Origin of the sequence: Pseudundibacterium arcticum, from assembly GCF_042646465.1 — a bacterium.
Lineage (GTDB): Bacteria > Pseudomonadota > Gammaproteobacteria > Burkholderiales > Burkholderiaceae_D > Undibacterium_A > Undibacterium_A arcticum.
Genome location: NZ_JBHRTP010000023.1, coordinates 14,252 through 36,214, shown reverse-complemented (window position 1 = coordinate 36,214; position 21,963 = coordinate 14,252). Strand labels below are relative to the sequence as shown.

Here is a 21,963-nt window from a genome sequence, read left to right as displayed (position 1 = left end):
AGAATGGACGACATGCTCAAGGATTTCGTCGTCGAGGCGCTCGAACTGGCGACCAACGTGGAAGAGCATCTGCTCGGGCTGGAGCGCCGACCGGACGACATGGAAACCTTGAACGCGGTGTTCCGTTCGTTCCACACTATTAAGGGTGGCGCCGGTTTCATGAACCTGGGTGCGATGGTATCGGCCTGCCATCTGACCGAAAACCTGTTCGATGCGCTGCGCACCGGCAAGGCGCCGGTCACGCCGCTGGCGATCGAGGCCGCGCTGCAGGCCAGCGGTTTTGTCGCCGATCAGTTGACGGAATTGCATAACGGTACTGAGCCTGACCGTTTGCCGGCGATGCCCGATGCGCTGGAAAAAATTCTGACCGATGCGATCGAAGGCAAGGCAGAACAGCTTAAGGTGACACCAGTCGCTGCAGCGGTTTCGGATGCGAAGCACCCGAGCGGCGGTCCCGACTGGGACGCACTGTACCGCGCCGTGGTGCCGCAAGTCGCTGGCGCAGCGGTGCCTGGCGCCACGCTGGCGCCAGTCAAGTCGGTCGAAGCCGGCTGGGACGGCAAGGAAAGACGAACCGTCGGCGCGGATGCGAAGGTGGCGCCGCCGAAGGAAGACAGCATCCGGGTCGATGCGGTCAAGCTCGATGTGCTGCTGGAGGTGGCGGGCGAATCGGTGCAGGCCGCCAATCAGGCCAGCGTGCTGCTGGAAAAACTGCAGCAATTCAAGTTCGAGGAGTCGGCCGCCGAATTGATGGCGGCACTGGCCGAGACATTGGGACGGGCTTCGCGCTATTCGGCCGAACTGCAACGGGCGACCTTGGCGACCCGCATGCAACCGGTCGGCCGGCTGTTTCAAAAATTTCCCAGGCTGGTGCGCGAGCTGGCCAAGGAACTCGGCAAGGATGTCGAGCTGGTGATCGAAGGCGCCGATACCGAAGTCGACCGGGTTGTGGTCGATAGCCTGTACGACCCGCTGGTGCACATGCTGCGCAACGCGCTCGACCATGGCATTGAGAGTCCGGACGAACGCGTCGCTGCCGGCAAGTCGCTGAAAGCATTCATCTCGCTGAAGGCGTGGCAGGAAGCCAATAGCGTGATGATCGAACTGGGCGACGACGGTAAAGGCATGAATCCGGATAAATTGCGCGAGAAGGCGCTGGCCAAGGGCTTGATCGGCGAATCGGCCGCGCAAACCGCCGAAGAGGCGTTCCAGCTGGTATTTCTGCCCGGTTTCTCGACCAAGGAAGTCGCGTCCAGTGTATCGGGGCGTGGCGTCGGTATGGACGTGGTCAAGACCGCAGTCGAAAAACACCGCGGCGCAATTCGCATCGACTCCCAGTTGGGCGCCGGTACCCGCTTTTCGATCCGGCTGCCGATCGAGCTGTCGATCGTGCCGACCATGCTGGTCAGTACTGCCGGCGCTGCATTGGGCCTGCCGATGGCGGTGGTGCAACGGGTGGTGGAATTGCCGGAAACCTTCATGGAGGTCGGCGGCGCACCGGTGCTGAAAGATCAGGGACGGCCGTTGCCGGTGCGTTCGCTGGCCGCCGTGCTCGGTTATGCGCCGGGCACGGAGCGGGTCGGTATCGTGGTCGCCGCGCCACAGCCGTATATCCTCGCGGTGCAGGCGGTCGATGGCACGGCCGATCTGGTGATCAAGCCTTTGACCGCGCTGTCGGTCTCGGGCATCACCGGCACCGCGCGTTCGGCCGAAGGGGAGCTGGTGCTGGTGGTCGGCCTGTCGTTCCTGTTGGACGGCTGTCGCAGTGCGTTGCGGCAGGTGGCGTGACGCACCGGCCTGCTATTGGATTCGCCAGGCAGCGCTCGTTTGGGCTGTTAATATGATTTTTCGCAGGAAATCACTAAATGGAAGGCTACCGATGCCTGCAGCCTGCACTGCAAGCATTTTGGGGGGGGCGCTAACCTGCTGTGACCGGGAAATGAGATGCGCAGCAGGTGAATTATTTCTGCTGCGAAATATACTCCTGGCGACTATGTGTCAAATCCGAATTTTAGATGGGGAATATCGGGCATACTCCATGCATCTTGCATTCTTGTATATTTTCAGGGACCGAATGCCGGGTTTGCTGGTCAAAATCCTCGGGTCAAATTCGGCGCGAAGAATAGGCGGGTGATGGCGCCGGCAATCCTCGCTTTCCAACAAAATTTCATGAAAAAGCAACGCCTGTTTGTGTTTTGCCGCCTGAAAATCCGCGGCAACGTTGCTTTTTTCACTACGAATTTTGCCGTCAGATCATCGCGAAACTGGTGCAGGGTGTAAAATGCCGCTCTTTTTTGGGCATCCATTGCGGTGAGTACTTAGCGGGTAATTTATGCCGATCGGCGTAAATCTGGCTGATTGGGGTAGCGGCTTGATGTCGCCGCCCATCGGCAGGGCACCAACTTGAATACAGATTATTCAGCGACTTTATTCGACACAGGCAGGGATCGTAGAAGATGAGTTTCAACGGGGTCAGTTTTTCTATTGCTGCGCATGCGGCATGGGCACCCGGTGTGGAAACCCGTGCGGCGTGGCTGGAATGGGCGCAGGGCGACCGCGCCATTGCCGGCAGCAGTGAACCGGCGCTGAAGGCGATGTCGCCGATGCTGCGCCGGCGCAGCAGTTTGCTGGGCAAGATGGCACTCGAGGTGGCGTATCAATGCTTGGGCGAACGCACCGACGTGCCGACCGTGTTTTGCTCGCGCCATGGCGAGGCAACGCGCTCGGTCGCGATGCTGACGGACCTGGCAAAGGTGGTGCCGCTGTCGCCGACCGCCTTTGGCATGTCGGTACACAATGCCGCAGGCGGCATGTTTTCGATAGCGCGCGCCGATCGCGCCAGCAATATTGCACTGGCCGCCGGTGACAGCGGTGTCGAGCATGCGGTGATCGAGGCTGCCGGCTTACTGGCCGACGGTGCGCCGGCCGTGCTGCTGGTGGTCTACGATTGTCCGATTCCAGCGATGTTTTCTGCGTTTCAGGACGGCAACCAGCCGGCACACGCGTGGGCATGGCTGATGGAGCCGGCCACGATTGACGCAAGTGTGAAGCGTGGTGCCATAGTTTCGCTGGCATGGTCCACCGCTGCTGATCCCGAGTCGGATGACAATGCGATAACGGGATTGCCAGGCAGTCTGCAAGTGCTGCGCTTCCATCTGCGAGAAGATAGTCAATTGCAGCGCCGTGATCGGCAACACAATTGGCTGTGGACCCGCAATGCTTGAGCGGACGGGGCGTTACTGGCGGATTTTTGCTACCGGCCTGAGTTTTGCGGCGTTCGGCGTTGGCGGCCTGGCGATGCGGGTGTTGTTGGTTCCGCTACTGAATTTGCTGATCTGGAAGCGCCAGTTGCGCATCCGCTTGGCGCGGTCGATGATCCGTGTTGCGTTTCGCGGCTTTGTCGGCCTGATGTGCGGACTCGGGGTGTTGCGTTACCGGATCACCGGGCTTGAGCGGCTGCAGCGCAGCGGTTTGCTGATTCTGGCCAATCATCCGACGCTGATCGATACCGTTTTCTTGATGGCCTTCGTCAAGCGTGCCGATTGCATCGTCAAGAGTGAACTGTGGAACAATCCGTTCACCCATGGCCCGGTGCGCGCGGCCGGTTATATCCGTAACGATTCCGGCGTCGACATGCTGGACGATTGCATTGCGTCGCTCGGGTGCGGAAATAATCTGATTATCTTTCCGGAAGGTACCCGTACTCTGGCCGACGGCCAGGTGCGCTTGAAGCGCGGCGCTGCCAATATCGCGGTCCGTGGCGCCACGAACGTAACGCCAGTACTGATCCGCTGCACGCCGCCGACCTTGGGTAAGGGCGGAAAATGGTGGCGTGTGCCGCCTCGTCGGGCACAGTTCAATATTCATGTGCAGGAAGATATCGATGTTCGGCCATTCATTGCCGCGGCCGGCAGTGAAATATTGGCGGCGCGTCATCTGACCGAATATCTGGAAGACTACTTTAACAAGGAAGGCAAAGCTTATGCAGCCGCATGAATTGCAGGAAGAAGTAAAGCAGCTGATCATCGACGTGCTGGAACTGGAAGACATCGGTCCGGACGAGATCGACAACGAAGCGCCATTGTTCGTCGACGGACTGGGGCTCGATTCGATCGACGCGTTGGAACTCGGCGTCGCACTGCAGAAGCGCTATGGGATTTCTTTGTCGGCCGACTCGGAAGAGACGCGCCGTCATTTTGCATCGGTACATGCGCTGGCAGCGATGATCGCCAGCCATAGGGTGAAATAAGGAAGCGTGGATATGATTCAGGTAAGCACAATGAACCAGGACCAGCGCTTCGCGTGGATCGTCGACGTGCTGCACGAGATGTTCGAGCTGGATAAGGCAAAGATCACGCCGCAGTCGAACTTGTATACCGATCTCGATATCGACAGCATTGATGCGGTCGACCTGGCGGTGAAATTGAAGCAACTGACTGGCAAGCGGCTGCAGCCGGAAGTGTTCAAGACGGTGCGTACAGTGCAAGACATGATGGACGCGATAGAGGCGCTGTGAACGCCAGAGGACAATCCGGCAGTGCCGCAACCGGCCGATTGCTGAGCGTGTTGACGGTCCTGATCACGCTGTTGTATCCGCTCGCGCTGTGGCTGGGTAACGGCCAGGTTGAGCCGCGCCTGCTGGCCGGTTTGCTGTTGCTGGCTGCGCTCACGCGTGTGCCGGCCCTGAAGGCCAGCCGCCTCGCATGGTTCTGGCTGGGCGGCGCTTTGCTGCTGGCCGCCCTCACGTTGTGGGGCAATGCGATGCTGCCGTTGAAGTTGTACCCCGTGTTGGTCAACGTCGCGATGCTGGGCCTGTTCGGCGCCAGCCTGTTGACCCCGCAGTCGTTGGTCGAGCGTTTGGCACGCCTGCGCGAGCCAGAGTTTCCGCCGGCGGCGGTCGCCTATACGCGCCGAGTGACCCAAGTCTGGTGTGCGTTTTTTGTATTCAATGGTCTGGCGGCGCTGGTCACGGCGTTATGGGCAAGCCAGGCGATCTGGTCCTTGTATAACGGCGTTATCGCGTATTTGCTGATGGGGTTGCTGTTTGGCGTCGAATATCTGGTGCGGATTCAAATCAAGAGGCGGCAGCATGGCTGAGCCGCACGATTTATTGCAACTGCTGGCGACGCGGGGCGACGCGCGTCGCCCAATCTGCGGCTGGCGCGATGGCCTGCCGATTTCATACGATGACTTTGTGGCGCGGGTGCGCGCGTGGCAAGCCCTGCTGGAGCGCTGCCGCGGCGATCGGTTTGCGCTGTATTTGAACGATAGTTTGGAATTTGGCGCGGCATTGCTTGGCGCATGGCAGGCCGGCAAGACCGTCTATCTGCCTGGCGACAATCTGCCGGCCACCTGCACCAATCTGCGCGTGACGGTTGACGGCTTCCTTGGTCAATTTCCGGACGACTGCGCGGCATTGATACCCAGCATTGACGATGCGACGGCGCCGCACGCCGGATTCAAGCCGTTGGCGCCCGAGTTCGCCGGCCTCGTGGTGTACACCTCGGGTAGCACTGGCGCGGCGCAATCGATACCGAAAAAAATGTCGCAGCTGGCGTCCGAAGTCGCGACGCTGGAGCGCTTGTTCGGCGCCATGGTGAAGGCAAGAGCGGGGGCAGACGCAGCCGCACCGGAGGTCGTCGCTACCGTATCGCACCAGCATATCTACGGCCTGCTGTTCAAGGTATTGTGGCCGCTGGTCGCAGGACGCCCGATCCACGCGCGCAGTTGTGCGTTTCCCGAGGAACTGGTGCCGCTGTTGGCGGCACGCGGCTGCATCCTGATTTCCAGTCCCGCGCATCTGAAAAGATTGCCCGCCAGTCCGGCGTGGGCGCAGGTTGGGCAGCGGCTGCGCGCAGTGTTTTCCTCCGGCGGGCCATTGCCACCGGATGTCGCGCAAGCCGCAGCGCAACTGCTGGGGCTGGCGCCGATCGAAGTCTATGGCAGCTCGGAAACCGGCGGGATCGCCTGGCGGCAGCGGAGCGAATCGGATCGCGGCGATGGCTGGACCCCGATGCCCGGCGTAGATTGGCGCATTGCCGCCGATCCGGTCGACGACGCGCTGGAAGTTCGTTCGCCGCATCTGGCTGATACCAACTGGTTGCGGCTGGCCGATCGCGCGCAGGCGATCGATGGCGGCCGCTTCGTGTTGCGGGGACGCGCCGATCGCATCGTCAAGATCGAAGAAAAGCGGGTGTCACTCGATACGATTCAGGCACGCCTGGCGGCCTCGCCGCTGGTGGCCGAGGTACGGGTGCTGATGCTGGACGCGACGGTTGCTGTGGCAACCGATGTGGCAACCGCTGGGGCAGCCGATGTTGCAGCAGGCCGGCGGCAGCGGGTTGCGGCCTTCGTCGTTCCTTCCGCGAGCGGACGCGCAATCCTGGCTGAGATCGGCAAGCTGGCTTTCAATCGCCTGCTGCGCGACAGTCTGACCGATGCGGTCGAGCGTGTCGCGCTGCCGCGCAGCTGGCGTTATCTGGAGGCGCTCCCGGTCGATGCGCAGGGCAAGACCACGTATGCGGAACTGCTGGCTTTGCTGGATCAGGAAGATGCGCCGCAGAAGGCGCGCCCCATACTGCCGCGTCAGCGCCTGCTGGAACGGGATGCGATGCGTGCCGTGTTCGAGCTGGTTGCCCCAAGCGATCTGTTGTATTTCGACGGTCATTTCTCGCAGGCGCCGATTCTGCCGGGCGTGGTGCAACTGGATTGGGCGATTGCGTTCGGGCGGGCGCACTTCGATTTGCCACCGGTATTCTTGGGCGTACATGCGCTCAAGTTTCAACGCGTGATTCAGCCCGAGATGGCATTTCAGCTGGAATTGCAGCACGAATTACGACACGAATTGCGACACGAACAGCAGAAGTCGTCGCTCAGTTTCCGTTTCAGTTCAGCCGCCGGACAGCACGCCAGCGGCCGCATCCTGTTCGGAGCCGCTGGTGTCTGAGTCGATCTTCAAGCCTTGTGTCCTGATCCCGGTCTACAACCACGAACAGGTGATCGGCGTCACGGTAGACGCGGTACTGGCGCAGAACCTGCCGTGTGTGCTGGTCGACGACGGTAGTGCGGCGGGCTGTGCCCAGGTGCTGGACCGGATCGCCGCCGCTGCGCCGGGTCAGGTGCAACTATTGCGGCACGCGAGTAATCGCGGCAAGGGTGGGGCGATCCTGACCGGCATGCAGTATGCGGCCCACGCCGGTTACACCCATGCGTTGCAGATCGATGCCGACGGCCAGCACCGGACCGACGATATTCCGCGATTTCTGGCGCAGGCGCAGATGAATCCGGACGCGCTGATCGTTGGGTGCCCGCAATACGACGAGACGGTGCCGGCACTTCGTTTCTATGCCCGCTACCTGACCCATGTCTGGGTCTGGATCAATACGCTCTCGTTGCAAATCAGGGATTCGATGTGCGGTTTTCGCGTCTATCCGGTCGCACCGGTGCTTGCGCTGGCACGGCGACAGCGACTGGGCGAACGGATGGATTTCGACACTGAAGTGCTGGTGCGCCTGTGCTGGGACGGACTGCAGTTCGTCAATGTCCCGACCCGGGTCGGTTATCCGAGCGATGGCGTATCGCATTTCCGGCTGTGGCGCGATAACGCGCTGATTTCGCGCATGCACGCGACGCTGTTTTTCGGCATGCTGCGGCGACTGCCGCGCTTGCTGCTGCGTAAATGGCGGACGCAACGGGGTGCGCAATGACGGCGCGACCCGTTACTGTGCAGGATCGCCACTGGGCGCAGATCAACGAAGCGGGCTTCGTGGCCGGCATGCGCTTGATGTTCTGGATCTGCCGCATCTTCGGGCGCTGGCCGTTCCGGCTGGTGCTGTATCCGGTGTTGCTGTGGTACCTGATCGCCAAACCGGCGGCGCGCCGGGCCTCGGCCGATTATTTGCGCCGGGTTTGCGCCTTCAATTCGACGAGGATCACGCCCGCAGCGGGGATCAAGCCGGGCATGCTGAGTGTACTGCGCCACTTCGCGTCTTTCGGCGAGAGCATTCTCGACAAGATGCTGGTCTGGAGCGGCTTGTTTAAGGTGGAACAGACCGTATTGCATGGCCACGAACAGGTGGCGCAGAGCATCGCACAGCAGCGCGGTGGCTTGCTGGTGTGTTCGCATCTGGGCAATCTGGAACTGTGCCGCGTGATGTCGCGGCGCCGCGCTGGCCTGAAGCTGACCGTGCTGGTGCATACCAAACATGCGCAGACATTCAACCGCATGCTCGGCCAGCTTGATCCGGACAGCCAGCTCAACCTGATGCAGGTCACCGAAATCACGCCCGCGACCGCGATGCAGCTGAGCGAAAAAATCGAGCAGGGTGAATTCATCGTGATTGCCGGCGACCGCGTCCCGGTGTCGCAGCGGCCGCGCGTTGCGATCGCCAGCTTTCTCGGCCAGCCGGCGCCGTTTCCGGTCGGTCCCTATATTCTCGCCAGCCTGCTGCAATGCCCGATTTATATGCTGTTTTCGATGCGCACCGGGCAGCATTCCGAAATTCATTTCGAGTTACTGCGCGAATCGGTGCGGCTGCCGCGCAGGGGGCGCGACGGACGCCAGGGATACGATGCGGCGCTGGCAGAACTGGCGGCGCAATATGCGGCGCGGCTCGAACAATTCTGCCTGCGCGCGCCGCTGCAATGGTTCAATTTTTACGATTTCTGGCACCTCTCCACCATGGACACCATCGATGCATCCAGCTGACCTCAAAACCACATTGCGCGCGGTCCAATTCGACCGCGAGCGCCTGCAGATCGAAGACATCGTCGACATCGCCGATGGCACCGCCTGCGCGCTGCTGTCCACCGCACCCGAGTTTCGCGCCGCGATTGCGCGCGGGGCCGATTTTCTGGATCGCCTGTTGCTGGAAGACGGTGCGATCTACGGCGTCACGACCGGCTACGGTGATTCATGCACGGTGCGTATTCCCGCCGAACTGGTGGCCGAATTGCCGCATCATCTATACACCTATCATGGCTGCGGCCTGGGCCAGCATTTCAGCCCGTCGCAGACGCGGGCGGTGATCGCGACCCGGCTGGCGTCGCTGTGCAAGGGCTATTCCGGCGTCAGCGTCGAACTGCTGGAGCAAATCGTGCGCCTGCTTGAGCATGGCCTGTTGCCGCTGATTCCGTCCGAAGGTTCGGTCGGCGCCAGCGGTGACCTGACGCCGCTGTCTTACCTGGCCGCCGTGCTGTGCGGCGAGCGCGAGGTGTGGCGCGATGGCGCCATCGTGCCGGCGGCGCAGGCATTGGCTGATGCCGGCATCACGCCGTTGCGCCTGCGGCCCAAGGAAGGGCTGGCGATCATGAATGGTACTGCCGTGATGACTGCGCTGGCTTGCCTCGCTTATTCGCGCGCCGAATATCTGACCCGGCTGAGCACCCGCATCACTGCGCTGGCCTCGTTTGCGCTGGACGGTAATGCGCACCATTTCGACGAAATGCTGTTTTCGGTCAAGCCGCACGCCGGCCAGCAGGGTGTCGCCGCCTGGCTGCGCCAGGATCTGCCGTGTGACCAGCCGCCACGCAATGAAAAACGGCTACAGGACCGCTATTCGATCCGCTGCGCGCCGCATGTGATCGGCGTGCTGGCCGATGCGTTGCCGTGGCTGCGCGCATCGATCGAGAATGAACTGAACAGCGCGAACGACAATCCGATCATCGATGCTGAAAACGAGCGCGTCCTGAACGGCGGCCATTTCTACGGCGGCCATATCGCGTTCGCGATGGACAGCATGAAAAACGCGGTGGCCAATCTGGCCGACCTGCTCGATCGCCAGATGGCGCTGCTGGTCGACAGCCGCTACAGCAATGGCTTGCCGGCTAACCTGTCGGCCGTCGAAGGGCCGCGCGCGGCCATCAACCACGGCCTGAAAGCGCTGCAGATCAGCGCGTCGGCCTGGACTGCCGAAGCGCTGAAGCTGACCATGCCGGCCTCGGTGTTTTCGCGCTCGACCGAATGCCACAATCAGGACAAGGTCAGCATGGGCACGATCGCCGCGCGCGATTGCCTGCGCGTGCTGGAACTGACCGAGCAGGTCGTCGCCGCGTTGCTGATTACCGTACGGCAGGGCGCCTGGCTGCGCAGCAAGCTCAATCCGGCGCTGGTGCCGGAGGCGTCACTGACCGCGATGCTGGCCGAACTGGATGCCGACATCGGCGTGGTCAAAGAGGACCGCCGGCTGGAACCGGACCTGCGCGTGTTGCTGGAGCGGATTCGCACCCAAGCCTGGACCTTGTATGAGTGACAGGTTGCATAAACCGGCTAGCCGCTGGTTCGCCGAAGTCGAGCTGCAGGTGCAGTTCTTCGATCTCGATCCGATGGAAATTGTGTGGCACGGCAACTACGTGAAATACCTTGAAATCGTGCGCTGCGCCTTGCTCGACAAGATCGACTACAACTATGGGCAGATGCAGGCGTCCGGCTATGCATGGCCGGTGATTGACATGCATCTGCGCTATGTGGCGCCGGCGGCCTTCGGCCAGCGGCTGAAGTTGCGCGCCGACATCGTCGAATGGGAAAACCGGCTGAAGATCGATTACCTGATCACCGACGCGGCCAGCGGACGCCGCCTGCACCGCGCCAGCACCACGCAGGTCGCGGTCGAGATCGCGACGCGCGCGATGTGCTTCGCGTCGCCGCCAGTGTTATTTGAAAAACTGGGAGTGCAACCAACATGATCGGGACCATGAGAAATTCCATCAATCGATGCTTGCTGATCGCCAGCCTGTGGCTGTGCGCGACGCCATCGTGGGCTGGCGCCCCGGTCGTGCAGATCCAGAACATGCTGGCCAAGCCCAATGTGCTGTGCGGCCGTTTCGATCAGAGCAAACAGCTGGCCGGCCTGAAAAAGCCCTTGCAGTCGAACGGGCGATTTTGCGTGGTGGCGGGCAAGGGCGTGCTGTGGCGCACCTTGCAGCCGTTCCCGAACACCTTGCGCCTGACGCGCGATGAAATCGTGCACCTGCAGGGAGAACGGGTCGCGATGCGGCTCGACGCCAAGCAGGAACCGGTGGTCAAGATGATCAACAGCGTGTTGTTTTCATTGCTGGCCGGCGACCTGAGCCAGCTGGAAAACCTGTTCGAACTGGAGGGCGCAATCCATGGCAACAACTGGAATGTTGCGCTGAAAGCACGCCAGCCGGCGCTGGCCAAGGCCATCGGCAGCATCACGATGGAGGGCGGCGCCTACGTCAAGCATCTGACCATGACCGAAGCCAGCGGCGATCAGACCGTCATCACATTCAGCAACGTCCAGACCGGCGATGCGGCGATGAGCGCCGACGAAGGGAAGCTGTTTGAGTAAGGTTGCGAATACGGGCGCGCATAAGGGCGCGAACAAGGGCGCGCACACGCCAAACCGCCGCGCGTTGCCGATATTGTGGGCGCTGGTGGCAGTGTTGCTGCTGGCGCATAACGCCTATCTGTGGTTCGGCCAGAAGATCGTGCCCGATTCCGACATCCTGGCCTTGCTGCCGGTCGAGGAGCGCGATCCGGTATTGCAGCAATCGTTTAGCCACATGGTCGATTCGGCCCAGCAGCGCGTGATTGTGCTGGTCGGCGCCGACGACTGGACCCAGGCGAAACGCGCGGCCGACGCCTACAGCGCGGTGCTGGCGCAACGCGGCGACTTGTTGCAACTGCCGCCACCGATGACCGAGCAGGCGCAGAACGACTGGCTGGCACCGTTTCAACAGCATCGTCCGGCGCTACTGACGCCGGCCCAGCAGGACGCGCTGCAGCATCAACCGAAACAGTACTGGGTCGACACCGCGCTCGGCCAGTTGTACAGCCCGTTCGCCGGGCCCAAGCTCGGCGCCTGGCAGGACGACCCATTCGGCTTGTTCAGCGGCTGGGTGCAGGCGCGCGCGCAGGAGACGCCAGTGCGGCCGCGGGACGAACGGCTGTTTGTCGAGAACAATGGTCGCCAATATGTACTGTTGCCGCTGACGCTGAAGGTCCCTGCGTTTTCGATGACGGCGCAGCGCTCGGTGCTGCCGTTGCTGGAACGCGCGGCGCAGGCTGCGCGCCAGGCGGTGCCGCAGGTCGAACTGGTGAGCGCCGGCGTGGTGCTGCATGCGGCCGCTGCCAGCACCCAGGCCAGTGGCGAAATGTCGACCATCGGTCTCGGTTCGCTGGCGGGTATCGTGTTGCTGGTGTGGCTGACGTTCCGCTCGGTCAAGCCGATCCTGTTGATCGCGCTGTCGCTCGGCATCGGCTGCCTCGGCGCGTGGTCGCTGTGCTGGCTGGTGTTTGGGCGGGTGCATTTGCTGACGCTGGTGTTCGGCGCCAGCCTGATCGGGGTGGCGCAGGATTACGGGATCTATTTCATGTGCAGCCGGCTCGGCGCCGACCGTGCGCTCAGTTCGGCGCAATTGCTGCGGCGCTTGTGGCCGGGACTGCTACTGACCCTGGCGGCGGCGGTGATCGGCTATATGGGACTGGCGCTGACCCCGTTTCCGGGCTTGCGTCAGATGGCGTTGTTCTCCGCGCTGGGGCTGCTGTTCGCATGGCTGACCGTCATCTGCTGGTTCCCATTTCTGCTGCAGCCGGATAGCCTGCACGGCACGCGTGCGGCCGAGCGTTACGGCGCCAGCCTGGTGCGCTGGCCCTTGTTGCACTGGAACCGGACCACGCTGGTGCTGGCGCTGCTGTTCGTTGCCTTGGCCGGGTTCGGCCTGGCGCGCCTGGGCGTCAACGACGATATCCGTTCGCTGCAAAGCCCGCCGAAGGCATTGCTGGCGGACCAGATCAAGGTCGGAAAATTGCTTGATGCACCGACCCCGGTGCAGTTCTACCTGGTGCGTGGCGCCAGCGCCGAAATCGTGTTGCAGCGCGAAGAAGCGCTGAAACAGCGGCTCGATCCGCTGATCGCGAAACACCTGATCAGCGGCTATCAGGCGCTGTCGAACTGGGTGCCGTCGCAACAGGCGCAGGCGGCCAATCGTGCGGCGGTCGGGCACAATCTGCTGGCCGACGACGGACCGCTGGGCCTGCTGGCGCAGCGGATCGGCGAGGACAGCGACTGGAGCGCGACGATGCGCAAGCGCCTGTTGACATCGGCCGCGCCGTTGACGCCGGCCGATTTCTTGCAACTGCCGGCCAGCGAGCCGTGGCGCCATTTGTGGCTGGGGCAGGTGACGGGTATCGACGGCAATCCCTATGCCAGTATCGTCGCGCTGCGCGGGCTGAACGATTATGCCGGCCTGCCGCAACTGAAGCAGGCGGCACAAGGAATGGACGGGGTGCAGTGGGTCGACAAGGTCGGCGAGATTTCGTCGGTACTGGGGCGCTACCGGCTGTATATGGGGTGGGTGCTGCTGGGCGCCTATGCGGCGATTTTCGCGCTGCTGTCGATCCGCTATCGCGCCGCCGCCTGGCGCATCATGGCACCGCCGCTGCTGGCCAGCATGGCGACGCTGGCCTTGCTGGGATGGACCGGCCAGCCGCTGCAATTGTTTCATGTGCTGGCCCTGATGCTGATTCTCGGCCTCGGGGTCGATTACGGCATCTTCCTGTATGAACAGATCGACCGCCGCGACCGGTTTGCCTGGCTGACGGTCGGGCTGTCGGCGATCAACGCCTTGCTGTCGTTCGGTTTGCTGAGTCTGAGCAAGACTCCACCGTTGCACGCGTTCGGCCTGACCATGCTGATCGGCACCGCGCTGGTGTGGCTGATCGTGCCCTGTTTTGGCCGCGAGCAGCAGTAGTCGAGGCGGGGGATATGCGAAAATTGCGCTCCCAACCGTCGTCAATCATTGTTTTTTATGATAGCTATCGGAGTATGTCCTAATTCCCATTGTTTTATTGGCGGCATAGCGGTTTTATATTGGGAGTATATTTATGTTCCGCCGTCTGCCTGAAGTCCCGATACGAAAGAATGCATGACAAGCGAATCAAAATTTGAAACTTGCGAGATCCTGATCATCGGCGCCGGCCCGGCCGGTGCGGTGGCCGCGGCGCTGCTGCGCCAGCAGGGACGGCAGGTACTGGTGATCGAGCGCGAGCTGTTCCCGCGTTTCAGTATCGGCGAGAGCCTGCTGCCGCAAAGCATGGCCTACCTGGAGCAGGCCGGCATGCTGCGCGCGGTGGTGGAGGCAGGATTCCAGTTCAAGAACGGTGCCGCATTCGTGCGCGGCGACAGCTATACCGATTTCGATTTTCGCCAGAAGCATTCCGAAGGTTGGGGTACCACGTATCAGGTGCAGCGCGCGCAATTCGACCAGATTCTGGCCAATGAAGCCGCGCGCCAGGGTGCCGAAATCCGCTACCAGCATCAGGTGCTGGCGGTCGATCTGGACGGCGACAAACCGCGTGTTACGGTAAGAAATCCGGCCGGCGAGCACTACCAGATCGAAGCCGGTTTCATCCTCGACGCCAGCGGCTTCGGCCGGGTGCTGCCGCGCCTGCTGCAACTCGAAACGCCATCGAATTTCCCGGTGCGCGGTGCGATTTTCACCCATATCGAGGACGGCATCCCGGCGCAGGGATTCGATCGCAACAAGATCCGCGTCACGGTGCATCCGGACCATTGCGATGTCTGGTACTGGACCATACCGTTTGCCGGCGGTCGCTGCTCGCTCGGCGTGGTGGCTGAAAACAGCTTCCTGGAGCGCTATCAGGGTAGCGAAACCGCGCGCCTGCAAGCGATCGTCAACGAAGATCCGGGCCTGTCGAAGCTGCTGGCCAACGCCAAGTGGGACACACCTGCGCGCCAGATCGTCGGTTATTCGGCCAACGTCAAATCGCTGTGGGGCAAGGGCTTTGCGTTGCTGGGCAATGCCGGCGAGTTTCTCGATCCAGTGTTCTCGTCCGGCGTGACGATTGCCGTCAAATCGGCCAGCCTGGCAGCGGCCATGTTGCAGCGTCAGTTCACCGGTGAAGCAGTCGACTGGCAAAACGACTATGCGATTCCACTGAAAAAGGGTGTCGACACTTTCCGCGCCTTTGTCGAGTCATGGTATGCCGGCGGCTTTCAGGAAATCATTTTCTACCAAGGGCAGCAACCGGAAATCCGCGGCATGATTTCGGCCATTCTGGCCGGTTATGCGTGGGACCAGAGCAATCCGTACGTGCGTGAAACCGGCCGTCGGCTGGCAACACTGGAGCAGCTATGCACCGCGCCGGCCTGATCGGTATGCAGCGTCTGGCGTCCGCCACGGCTTTGCTATTAATGCTGTCCGTGCTGGCCGGCTGCGCCACGCCGCCCAGGCAGACCGGCCGCCAGCTAATCGGACTGAAACTGGCACCGGCCGCGCTGGGCGCATCGATCAGCCTGCAGCAGCATCTGACGGTGCAACGCGACGGCCGCACCGACGAGCTCGATGCTGCGCTGGAAGTCGATCCGGAGCATCTGGAACTGGTTGGCCTGGCACTCGGCCAGCGCGTGCTGACCCTGCATTACGATGGCCAGAATCTGCAATCCTGGCGCCACCTGATGCTGCCGGCGCAGGTACGGGCCGAAGATGTGCTGGAAGACTTGCAGCTGACTTTGTGGCCGCTGGAGTCGATCCGGCAAGCCTTGCCGGCCGGTTGGCGCGCCGAAGAAAGCGGCTTGCGCCGCACGCTGTTCCTGGACGATGCGCCGGTCACCGTGATCGACTACAGCGGCACTCCGCGCTGGAGCGGCACAGTAGAGTTGTCGAACCTGCGCTATCACTATCACCTGACGATCCAATCGGTTTCCAGCGGCTCCTGAATATGTTTTATCTGAATCAGTTAGGCATGGTTTGCGCTCTCGGCTCTACGCATGATGCGGTCAAGCGTCGGCTGTTGGTCGACGCCCGCAGCGGTTTGGTAGCGACCGATGCCTACTCGGCCGGACGCACGCTGGCGCTCGGTCTGGTGGATGCTGTGCTGCCGAGTGCGGCTAGCTTGCCGGCGGCGCACCGCAGTCGCAACAACCAGTTGGCGCTGGCCGCATTGGCGCAGATCAGGCTGGCGGTCGATGCCACGATCGATCGTTATGGCGCCGCACGCATCGGCATCGTGCTCGGCACCAGCACCTCCGGCATTGCCGAGAGTGAAGCCGCGGTACGGGAATATGTGGCGCACGGCGCCTTGCCTGCACAGTTCCATTACGGCCAGCAGGAGCTGGGGTCGCCGGCGGCGATGCTGGCGGCGACGCTCGGCATTAGCGGACCGGCCTATGTTCACTCCAGCGCCTGCGCGTCGAGCGCAAAAGCGATGGCGAGCGCCGCCCGCTTGTTGAAAATGGGCGTTTGCGATGCGGTCGTGACCGGCGGCGTCGATTCGCTGTGCGCCTTCACGGTGGCCGGATTCAGCGCGCTCGAATCCGTTAGCACCGCGCCATGCAATCCGCTCAGTGTCAATCGCAACGGCATTAATATCGGTGAGGGCGCAGCACTGTTTCTGATGAGTCGGGAGGCCGAGCACGGTGCCGCTACGGTCGCCTTGCGTGGTTGGGGCGAATCGTCGGACGGCCATCACATGTCGGCGCCCGATCCGTCCGGCGCCGGCGCGCGGCTGGCGATCGAGCAGGCACTCCAGCGCGCCTGCGTCACCGCCAGCCAGATCGATTATGTCAACCTGCACGGCACTGCCACCGCGCAAAACGATGCGATGGAATCGCGCGTGGTGCATGCGCTGTTCGGTGATAGCACCGCAGTCAGTTCCACCAAGCCGTTTACCGGCCATGCGCTGGGTGCGGCCGGCGCGCTCGAGGCCGGCATCTGCTGGCTGGCGATGCAGGAGGACAATGCCGACGGCGTGCTGCCGCCGCATCTGTGGGATGGTGCCGCCGATCCTGCCTTGCCGCAACTGAATGTGGCGGCGCCGGGGTCCCGCTTGGGGCGTCCGTTGCAATGGGCGCTCAGCAATTCGTTCGCGTTCGGCGGTGCCAATGCGACACTGCTGTTCGGGAGAGGCTGAGATGGATTTTCCCGATATTCGTACGCTGCTACCGCATTCCGGGACCATGGTCTTGCTGGACCGCGTGGTCGCGGCCGATGCCGACAGCCTGTGTGCGGAAGTCGCCATCCGGCCTGACAGCCTGTTCTGCAATGCAGACGGCGTCGGCGCCTGGGTCGGCATCGAATACATGGCGCAGGCGATCGCCGCGCATGCCGGTTATTTGGCCAGATTGCGCGGCGCACCGGTCAAGGTCGGATTTCTGCTCGGCTCGCGCCGCTATGAATGCAGTCGTCCGAATTTCGCGCTGGGCAGTATTCTGCGCGTGCGCATCGAACGCATATTGCAGGGCGAAAACGGATTGGGCTCGTTCGGGTGCCGGATCAGTGCCGTGGGCGCAGAGCCCAGTGCAGCGCTGGCGACCGCGACTGTCACCGTCTTTCAGCCTGACAATGTCAATCATTTTCTCGAAGGAGTTTCGGCATGACGTACGGACCTACACAAACCGAATCCACACCAGGCGCATCCAGGCCAACTGCATCGAAATCGGTATTGGTCACCGGTTCCAGTCGCGGCATCGGCAAGGCTATCGCACTGCGCCTGGCGCGCGATGGTTACGATATTGTGTTGCATTGCCGTAGCAGGCGCGAGGAAGCCGATGCGGTCGCGCAGCAGATCGTCGCGCTGGGCCGGCAAGCCCGCGTGCTGCAGTTCGACATCGCCGAGCGCACCGCGACCGCCGCCGCGCTGGAAGCCGACATCGAACTGCACGGCTGTTATTACGGCGTGGTCTGCAACGCCGGCGTCGCCCGTGACAATGCGTTTCCGGCGATGTCGGGCGAAGACTGGGACATCGTGCTGCAGACTAATCTGGACGGATTCTACAACGTGCTCAACCCCTTGATCATGCCGCTGGTGCGGCGCCGGGCACCGGGCCGCATCGTGACCATGGCGTCGGTTTCCGGCCTGGTCGGCAATCGCGGGCAGGTCAATTACAGCGCGGCCAAGGCCGGCATCATCGGCGCCACCAAGGCGCTGGCGCTGGAACTGGCGAAACGCGCCATCACCGTCAACTGCGTGGCGCCGGGTTTGATCGAGACCGACATGGTCAGCGAGGTGCCGATGGAAGAAGCGTTAAAAATGATCCCGTTGCGCCGCATCGGCAAACCGGAAGAAGTCGCCGCCGCAGTCAGCTTCCTGGTGAGCGATGACGCCGCCTACATCACGCGTCAGGTGATTTCCGTCAACGGAGGGCTGGCATGAGCCGTCGCGTCGTCGTCACCGGCATGGCCGGGATCAGCCCGATCGGCAATGACTGGCCCAGTATCCGCCAGCGGCTCGGCAGTTACCGCAACGCGGTGGTCCGGATGGATGAGTGGTCCGACTATGAAGGCTTGAATACGCAACTGGGTGCGCCGGCTGCCGAGTTCGGCTTGTCGGACCGCTACCACCGCAAGAGTATGCGCAGCATGGGGCGGGTCGCTCTGATGGCGACGCGCGCCAGCGAGTTGGCCCTGATCGACGCCGGCCTGATCGACGATCCGTTGCTCAAGAGCGGCTGGATGGGCATCGCCTATGGTTCGTCGGCAGGGAGTCCGAGCGCGATCGGCGACTTCGGCAAGATGATGGAAGAGCGCACCACCAAGGGCATCAACGCCACCACCTATATCAAGATGATGGCGCACACCGCGCCGGTCAATGTCGGCGTGTTCTTTGGCCTGACCGGGCGCGTGATTACCACGTCCAGCGCCTGTACTTCGGGCAGCCAGGGCATCGGTTACGCGTACGAGGCCATTCGCGGCGGCCGCCAGCGTGCGATGATCGCCGGCGGTTCTGAGGAATTGTGCGCCACTGAAGCGGCAGTGTTCGATACGCTGTTCGCGACCAGCGTGCGCAACGATGAGGGCGACACCACACCGCGTCCGTTCGATGTGTCGCGCGATGGTCTGGTGATTGGCGAGGGCGCCGGCAGCCTGATTCTGGAAGACCTGGAGCACGCCCTTGCCCGTGGCGCGACGATCCACGCCGAGATCGTCGGCTTCGGCACCAACAGCGACGGCTGCCATGTGACCCAGCCCAACGCGGACACGATGAAGATTGCGATGGATCTGGCGCTGGCCGACGCTGGCCTGCCGCCGTCGGCCATCGGTTATGTCAATGCGCACGGCACCGGCACCCAGCAGGGCGATATCGCAGAGTCGCATGCGACCGCCAAGGTATTCGGCGACGTGATGCCGATCAGCTCGCTGAAGAGCTATATGGGGCATACACTCGGTGCCTGCGGTGCGCTGGAAGCCTGGATCAGCATTGAAATGATGCGCGATGGCTGGTTCGCGCCGACCATTAATCTGGAAAATGTGGATCCGCAATGCGCCGAACTCGATTACATCACCGGCCAAGGACGTGCGCTGCAAACCGACTATGTCATGTCGAATAACTTCGCTTTCGGCGGCATCAATACGTCGTTGATTTTCAGGCGCTACCGATAAGCCCGCGCATGCATTGTTTCTCAGGATGCCGCAACCAATGAGCGATCACGCGGCTGCCACGCTCTTCCTACTTGAGCACGGTGATGGCGATGAGCAGCAATGGGCACAGGAGTGTGCCATGTTCCTGCCCAGGCTTGGCAGCAGCGAAGCCCAGCGTTACGCACGCTTCACCCGCCATCAGCGTCAATGGCAGTTTTTACTGGGACGGATCTTGTTAAGACGCGCGGTCGGCAGCGTGACCGGCCTGGCGCCTGATGCGATCAGCATCGTGGAGCGCCCCGGAAATTCACCGCAACTTAATCTTGCCGGTTACGCAGGGCCATCGCCGTATTGCAGCCTGTCGCATAGTGGCAACTGGATCGCCTGTGCCGTCAGTTTGGACGCGACGCTGGGCCTGGACATCGAACGGATCGATCCGGCGCGCGATATCGATGCGATGAGCGAGATCGCATTTGATGCCAGCGAGCGCGCGTGGCTAGGGCGCCAGCCTGATGCCGAGCGCCGCGCGGCATTTCATCATTTGTGGAGCCTGAAAGAGGCGCACTACAAACTGCGCGCGGGACAAAAATCGGAGCTGCAACCTCAAACCATTGGCGCGATGTTTATCGACGCCACTGGTCAGCTGGCCGGACAGGGCAGCGCTTGGCATCGACACAGCCTGCCACATGCAAATCTGTCGATCGTGATGTGCAGCGATCGTGCATTGAGCCGGGTAGAACGGATCGAATTGACCGGGCTTGATTGAATTTACGTGGGCAGGTTGACCGATTGCGTCGCACTGCGCCGATGGTAGAACCGGTTGAGCAACGGCGCCGTCATGCAAGTCGTGACGATCGCCATGATCACCAGGATGGTAAATAGCGCCGGTGTGATCACACCGATATCCAGACCGATACTCAGGATCACCAATTCCATCAAGCCGCGCGTATTCATCAGGATTCCCAGGGCGCCGGCATCGCGCCATGCGACGCCACTGGCACGCGCCGCCAGCGCCGCACCGCCGATCTTGCCGGCAACAGCTGCCGCGATGACCAACCCGCAGGCAATTAACGCATTGGATTGGCCGAGCAGGCGCATATCCGTGCGCAAGCCGGTAAATACAAAAAACAGCGGCAGCAGCATCACCATCGTAAAATCTTCCAGCCGCACGATCAGCTTTTCCGTCAGACCGATATTGCGCGGCGTGATGGCGCCTGCCAGAAATGCGCCGAACAATGCGTGAATGCCAAGCCATTCGGTTGCCAGCGCCGAGCATAGTACCAGCACCAGTATCAGCGCCAGCCGATTGCGAGACAGTGCAGTGTCTTGTTTCTGCTGGAAGCAACGCGCAAGCACAGGACGCACCAACTTGAGCATGATCAGCACATACAGTGCCGCGGCACCCAGTGTGAGCGGCAACGATGCGAGCTGATGATCGGCTTTGACGATAATCACGACGGCGGCAAGGATCAGCCAGGCCGCGACATCGTTCAGTGCGGCGCAGGTCAGCGCTAGGGCGCCCAAACTGGTTCGGCTCAAACCTTGTTCTTTCAGGATATGCGCCAACACCGGAAATGCGGTAACGCTCATCGAGATACCGATGAACAGTGCGAAACCGGTAAAACCGACTTGCGCGGGACCGAAGTGCGGATAAAGCCAGACCGCAAGCAGCACCCCCAACGCAAACGGCAGCGCGATGCTGGTCAGGCTAACCAGCACGGCGGTGCGCTTGCGTTCGCGCAGAACAGCGGGGTCCAGTTCAAGCCCGATCACAAACATGAATACGATCATCCCGAGCTGACTGATCGCCTGCAAAAATCCCAGGGTCTGCGGTGGAAACAGCAGGGTCGTCATTCCGGGCGCCAGGCTGCCGAGCAGGGTCGGCCCCAGCGCAATGCCGGCCGCCATTTCGCCCACCACCTGCGGCTGACCGATGCGACGGAACAGTTGCCCGGCCAATCGCGCACAGGTGATGATCATCGCCACCTGGGCCAGCAACAGAACCAGATTCGGCATTGCCGCAGGCGCCGGCAAGAGCTGTTTGAGGACGTTCGCGGTAGGCGCGACCGGTGGTCTGCCAAGACCAATTACCGCAAATATCAGCAACATCGGCAAGCCGATTAACAGCAGGTAGGCCAAAGTGGTACGGGAGTAAGCATTGAGGCGGGCGCGCGGCATATTGTCCATGCATTAATTAGAATAATGGCGCGCAGTGTAACAGCCTGATACCGCCTGATAAACCGGCACATCATTAAACGGCCTGGGAATGTGGCAAAAGGCTTGTACGCATCGCAAAACTTCTTTATAATTCTGTGCTTCGGGCGGTTAGTTCAGCTGGTTAGAATACTTGGTCGACATCCAAGGGGTCGGGGATTCGAATTCCTCACCGCCCACCAAGTTAACAATTTTCAGCTACATACACTCCAAAGCAATACCTGATTTGGTGAGCTGTTAATTAACAAGTAATTCGAAGTAATTCGAACTAACTTGAAGTAATTTGTTTTGTAAGAGCGAGAAAGGCACCCGGTTATGACACCGCGAACTAACACTCCAGTGTGTGAGCGACGCTAGTCGGGATCTTTTTCGTCATCAGAAAATGGAAAAAGCGCGGCTAGTCCGCGC

General features: G+C 61.8%; 21 protein-coding genes and 1 tRNA gene. 21 read left to right on the top strand and 1 reads right to left on the bottom strand.

Going from position 1 to position 21,963, the window contains the following annotated elements; all coding sequences use genetic code 11:
- The first annotated feature begins 3 nt into the window (after positions 1-3).
- From ACFOFO_RS08320 to ACFOFO_RS08225, 20 genes are all read left to right on the top strand, one after another.
- On the top strand, positions 4-1,788 hold the full coding sequence (locus ACFOFO_RS08320) for a chemotaxis protein CheA (RefSeq protein WP_390323830.1): 1,785 nt from the start codon (positions 4-6) through the stop codon (positions 1,786-1,788).
- Between the two features lie 668 nt (positions 1,789-2,456).
- Positions 2,457-3,224: a beta-ketoacyl synthase chain length factor gene (locus ACFOFO_RS08315; RefSeq protein WP_390323833.1), complete on the top strand. Its 768-nt coding sequence runs from the start codon at positions 2,457-2,459 to the stop codon at positions 3,222-3,224.
- On the top strand, positions 3,217-3,996 hold the full coding sequence (locus ACFOFO_RS08310) for a lysophospholipid acyltransferase family protein (protein WP_390323834.1): 780 nt from the start codon (positions 3,217-3,219) through the stop codon (positions 3,994-3,996). Before ACFOFO_RS08315 ends, ACFOFO_RS08310 begins: the two co-directional genes overlap by 8 nt.
- Positions 3,983-4,249, top strand: a complete 267-nt coding sequence (locus ACFOFO_RS08305; protein WP_390323835.1) for a phosphopantetheine-binding protein — start codon at positions 3,983-3,985, stop codon at positions 4,247-4,249. Before ACFOFO_RS08310 ends, ACFOFO_RS08305 begins: the two co-directional genes overlap by 14 nt.
- 30 nt (positions 4,250-4,279) lie before the next feature.
- The gene (locus ACFOFO_RS08300) at positions 4,280-4,516 is read left to right on the top strand and encodes an acyl carrier protein (RefSeq protein ID WP_390323836.1); all 237 of its coding nucleotides are present in this window, start codon (positions 4,280-4,282) and stop codon (positions 4,514-4,516) included.
- Positions 4,513-5,097: a COG4648 family protein gene (locus tag ACFOFO_RS08295; RefSeq protein WP_390323839.1), complete on the top strand. Its 585-nt coding sequence runs from the start codon at positions 4,513-4,515 to the stop codon at positions 5,095-5,097. The genes ACFOFO_RS08300 and ACFOFO_RS08295 overlap by 4 nt, the downstream gene beginning before the upstream one ends.
- Positions 5,090-6,946, top strand: coding sequence for an AMP-binding protein (locus ACFOFO_RS08290; protein WP_390323840.1), 1,857 nt, complete (start codon positions 5,090-5,092; stop codon positions 6,944-6,946). Before ACFOFO_RS08295 ends, ACFOFO_RS08290 begins: the two co-directional genes overlap by 8 nt.
- Entirely contained in the window at positions 6,936-7,706 is a 771-nt protein-coding gene (locus tag ACFOFO_RS08285; protein WP_390328015.1) for a glycosyltransferase family 2 protein, read from the top strand. Before ACFOFO_RS08290 ends, ACFOFO_RS08285 begins: the two co-directional genes overlap by 11 nt.
- Positions 7,703-8,707, top strand: coding sequence for an LpxL/LpxP family acyltransferase (locus ACFOFO_RS08280; RefSeq protein WP_390323841.1), 1,005 nt, complete (start codon positions 7,703-7,705; stop codon positions 8,705-8,707). The genes ACFOFO_RS08285 and ACFOFO_RS08280 overlap by 4 nt, the downstream gene beginning before the upstream one ends.
- Complete coding sequence (locus tag ACFOFO_RS08275) at positions 8,694-10,250, top strand: HAL/PAL/TAL family ammonia-lyase (RefSeq protein WP_390323843.1); 1,557 nt, start codon at positions 8,694-8,696, stop codon at positions 10,248-10,250. The genes ACFOFO_RS08280 and ACFOFO_RS08275 overlap by 14 nt, the downstream gene beginning before the upstream one ends.
- On the top strand, positions 10,243-10,683 hold the full coding sequence (locus tag ACFOFO_RS08270) for an acyl-CoA thioesterase (protein WP_390323845.1): 441 nt from the start codon (positions 10,243-10,245) through the stop codon (positions 10,681-10,683). The genes ACFOFO_RS08275 and ACFOFO_RS08270 overlap by 8 nt, the downstream gene beginning before the upstream one ends.
- 8 nt (positions 10,684-10,691) lie before the next feature.
- The gene (locus ACFOFO_RS08265) at positions 10,692-11,309 is read left to right on the top strand and encodes an outer membrane lipoprotein carrier protein LolA (protein ID WP_390323846.1); all 618 of its coding nucleotides are present in this window, start codon (positions 10,692-10,694) and stop codon (positions 11,307-11,309) included.
- Between the two features lie 85 nt (positions 11,310-11,394).
- Complete coding sequence (locus ACFOFO_RS08260) at positions 11,395-13,713, top strand: MMPL family transporter (RefSeq protein WP_390331374.1); 2,319 nt, start codon at positions 11,395-11,397, stop codon at positions 13,711-13,713.
- 174 nt (positions 13,714-13,887) lie between these two features.
- On the top strand, positions 13,888-15,135 hold the full coding sequence (locus tag ACFOFO_RS08255; RefSeq protein ID WP_390323848.1) for an NAD(P)/FAD-dependent oxidoreductase: 1,248 nt from the start codon (positions 13,888-13,890) through the stop codon (positions 15,133-15,135).
- A complete protein-coding gene (locus ACFOFO_RS08250) occupies positions 15,117-15,701 on the top strand; it encodes a DUF3261 domain-containing protein (RefSeq protein WP_390323849.1) in 585 nt (194 codons plus the stop codon). Before ACFOFO_RS08255 ends, ACFOFO_RS08250 begins: the two co-directional genes overlap by 19 nt.
- Positions 15,702-15,703: 2 nt before the next feature.
- Positions 15,704-16,894 (top strand): beta-ketoacyl-ACP synthase, encoded by a 1,191-nt coding sequence (locus ACFOFO_RS08245; protein ID WP_390323851.1) that lies wholly within the window; start codon positions 15,704-15,706, stop codon positions 16,892-16,894.
- Position 16,895: 1 nt separating this feature from the next.
- Entirely contained in the window at positions 16,896-17,360 is a 465-nt protein-coding gene (locus tag ACFOFO_RS08240) for a hotdog family protein (protein ID WP_390323852.1), read from the top strand.
- Positions 17,357-18,136, top strand: coding sequence for a 3-oxoacyl-ACP reductase FabG (gene fabG, locus ACFOFO_RS08235; protein ID WP_390323853.1), 780 nt, complete (start codon positions 17,357-17,359; stop codon positions 18,134-18,136). Before ACFOFO_RS08240 ends, fabG begins: the two co-directional genes overlap by 4 nt.
- Positions 18,133-19,362: a beta-ketoacyl-ACP synthase gene (locus tag ACFOFO_RS08230; protein ID WP_390323855.1), complete on the top strand. Its 1,230-nt coding sequence runs from the start codon at positions 18,133-18,135 to the stop codon at positions 19,360-19,362. The genes fabG and ACFOFO_RS08230 overlap by 4 nt, the downstream gene beginning before the upstream one ends.
- A gap of 37 nt (positions 19,363-19,399) precedes the next feature.
- A complete protein-coding gene (locus tag ACFOFO_RS08225) occupies positions 19,400-20,107 on the top strand; it encodes a 4'-phosphopantetheinyl transferase family protein (protein ID WP_390323856.1) in 708 nt (235 codons plus the stop codon).
- 2 nt (positions 20,108-20,109) lie between these two features.
- Here ACFOFO_RS08225 and ACFOFO_RS08220 read toward each other — a convergent pair whose 3' ends face one another.
- Complete coding sequence (locus ACFOFO_RS08220) at positions 20,110-21,528, bottom strand: cation:proton antiporter (RefSeq protein ID WP_390331329.1); 1,419 nt, start codon at positions 21,526-21,528, stop codon at positions 20,110-20,112.
- Between the two features lie 132 nt (positions 21,529-21,660).
- Here ACFOFO_RS08220 and ACFOFO_RS08215 point away from each other — a divergent pair.
- Positions 21,661-21,737: transfer RNA gene (locus ACFOFO_RS08215), tRNA-Val, on the top strand.
- Positions 21,738-21,963 lie beyond the last annotated feature (226 nt).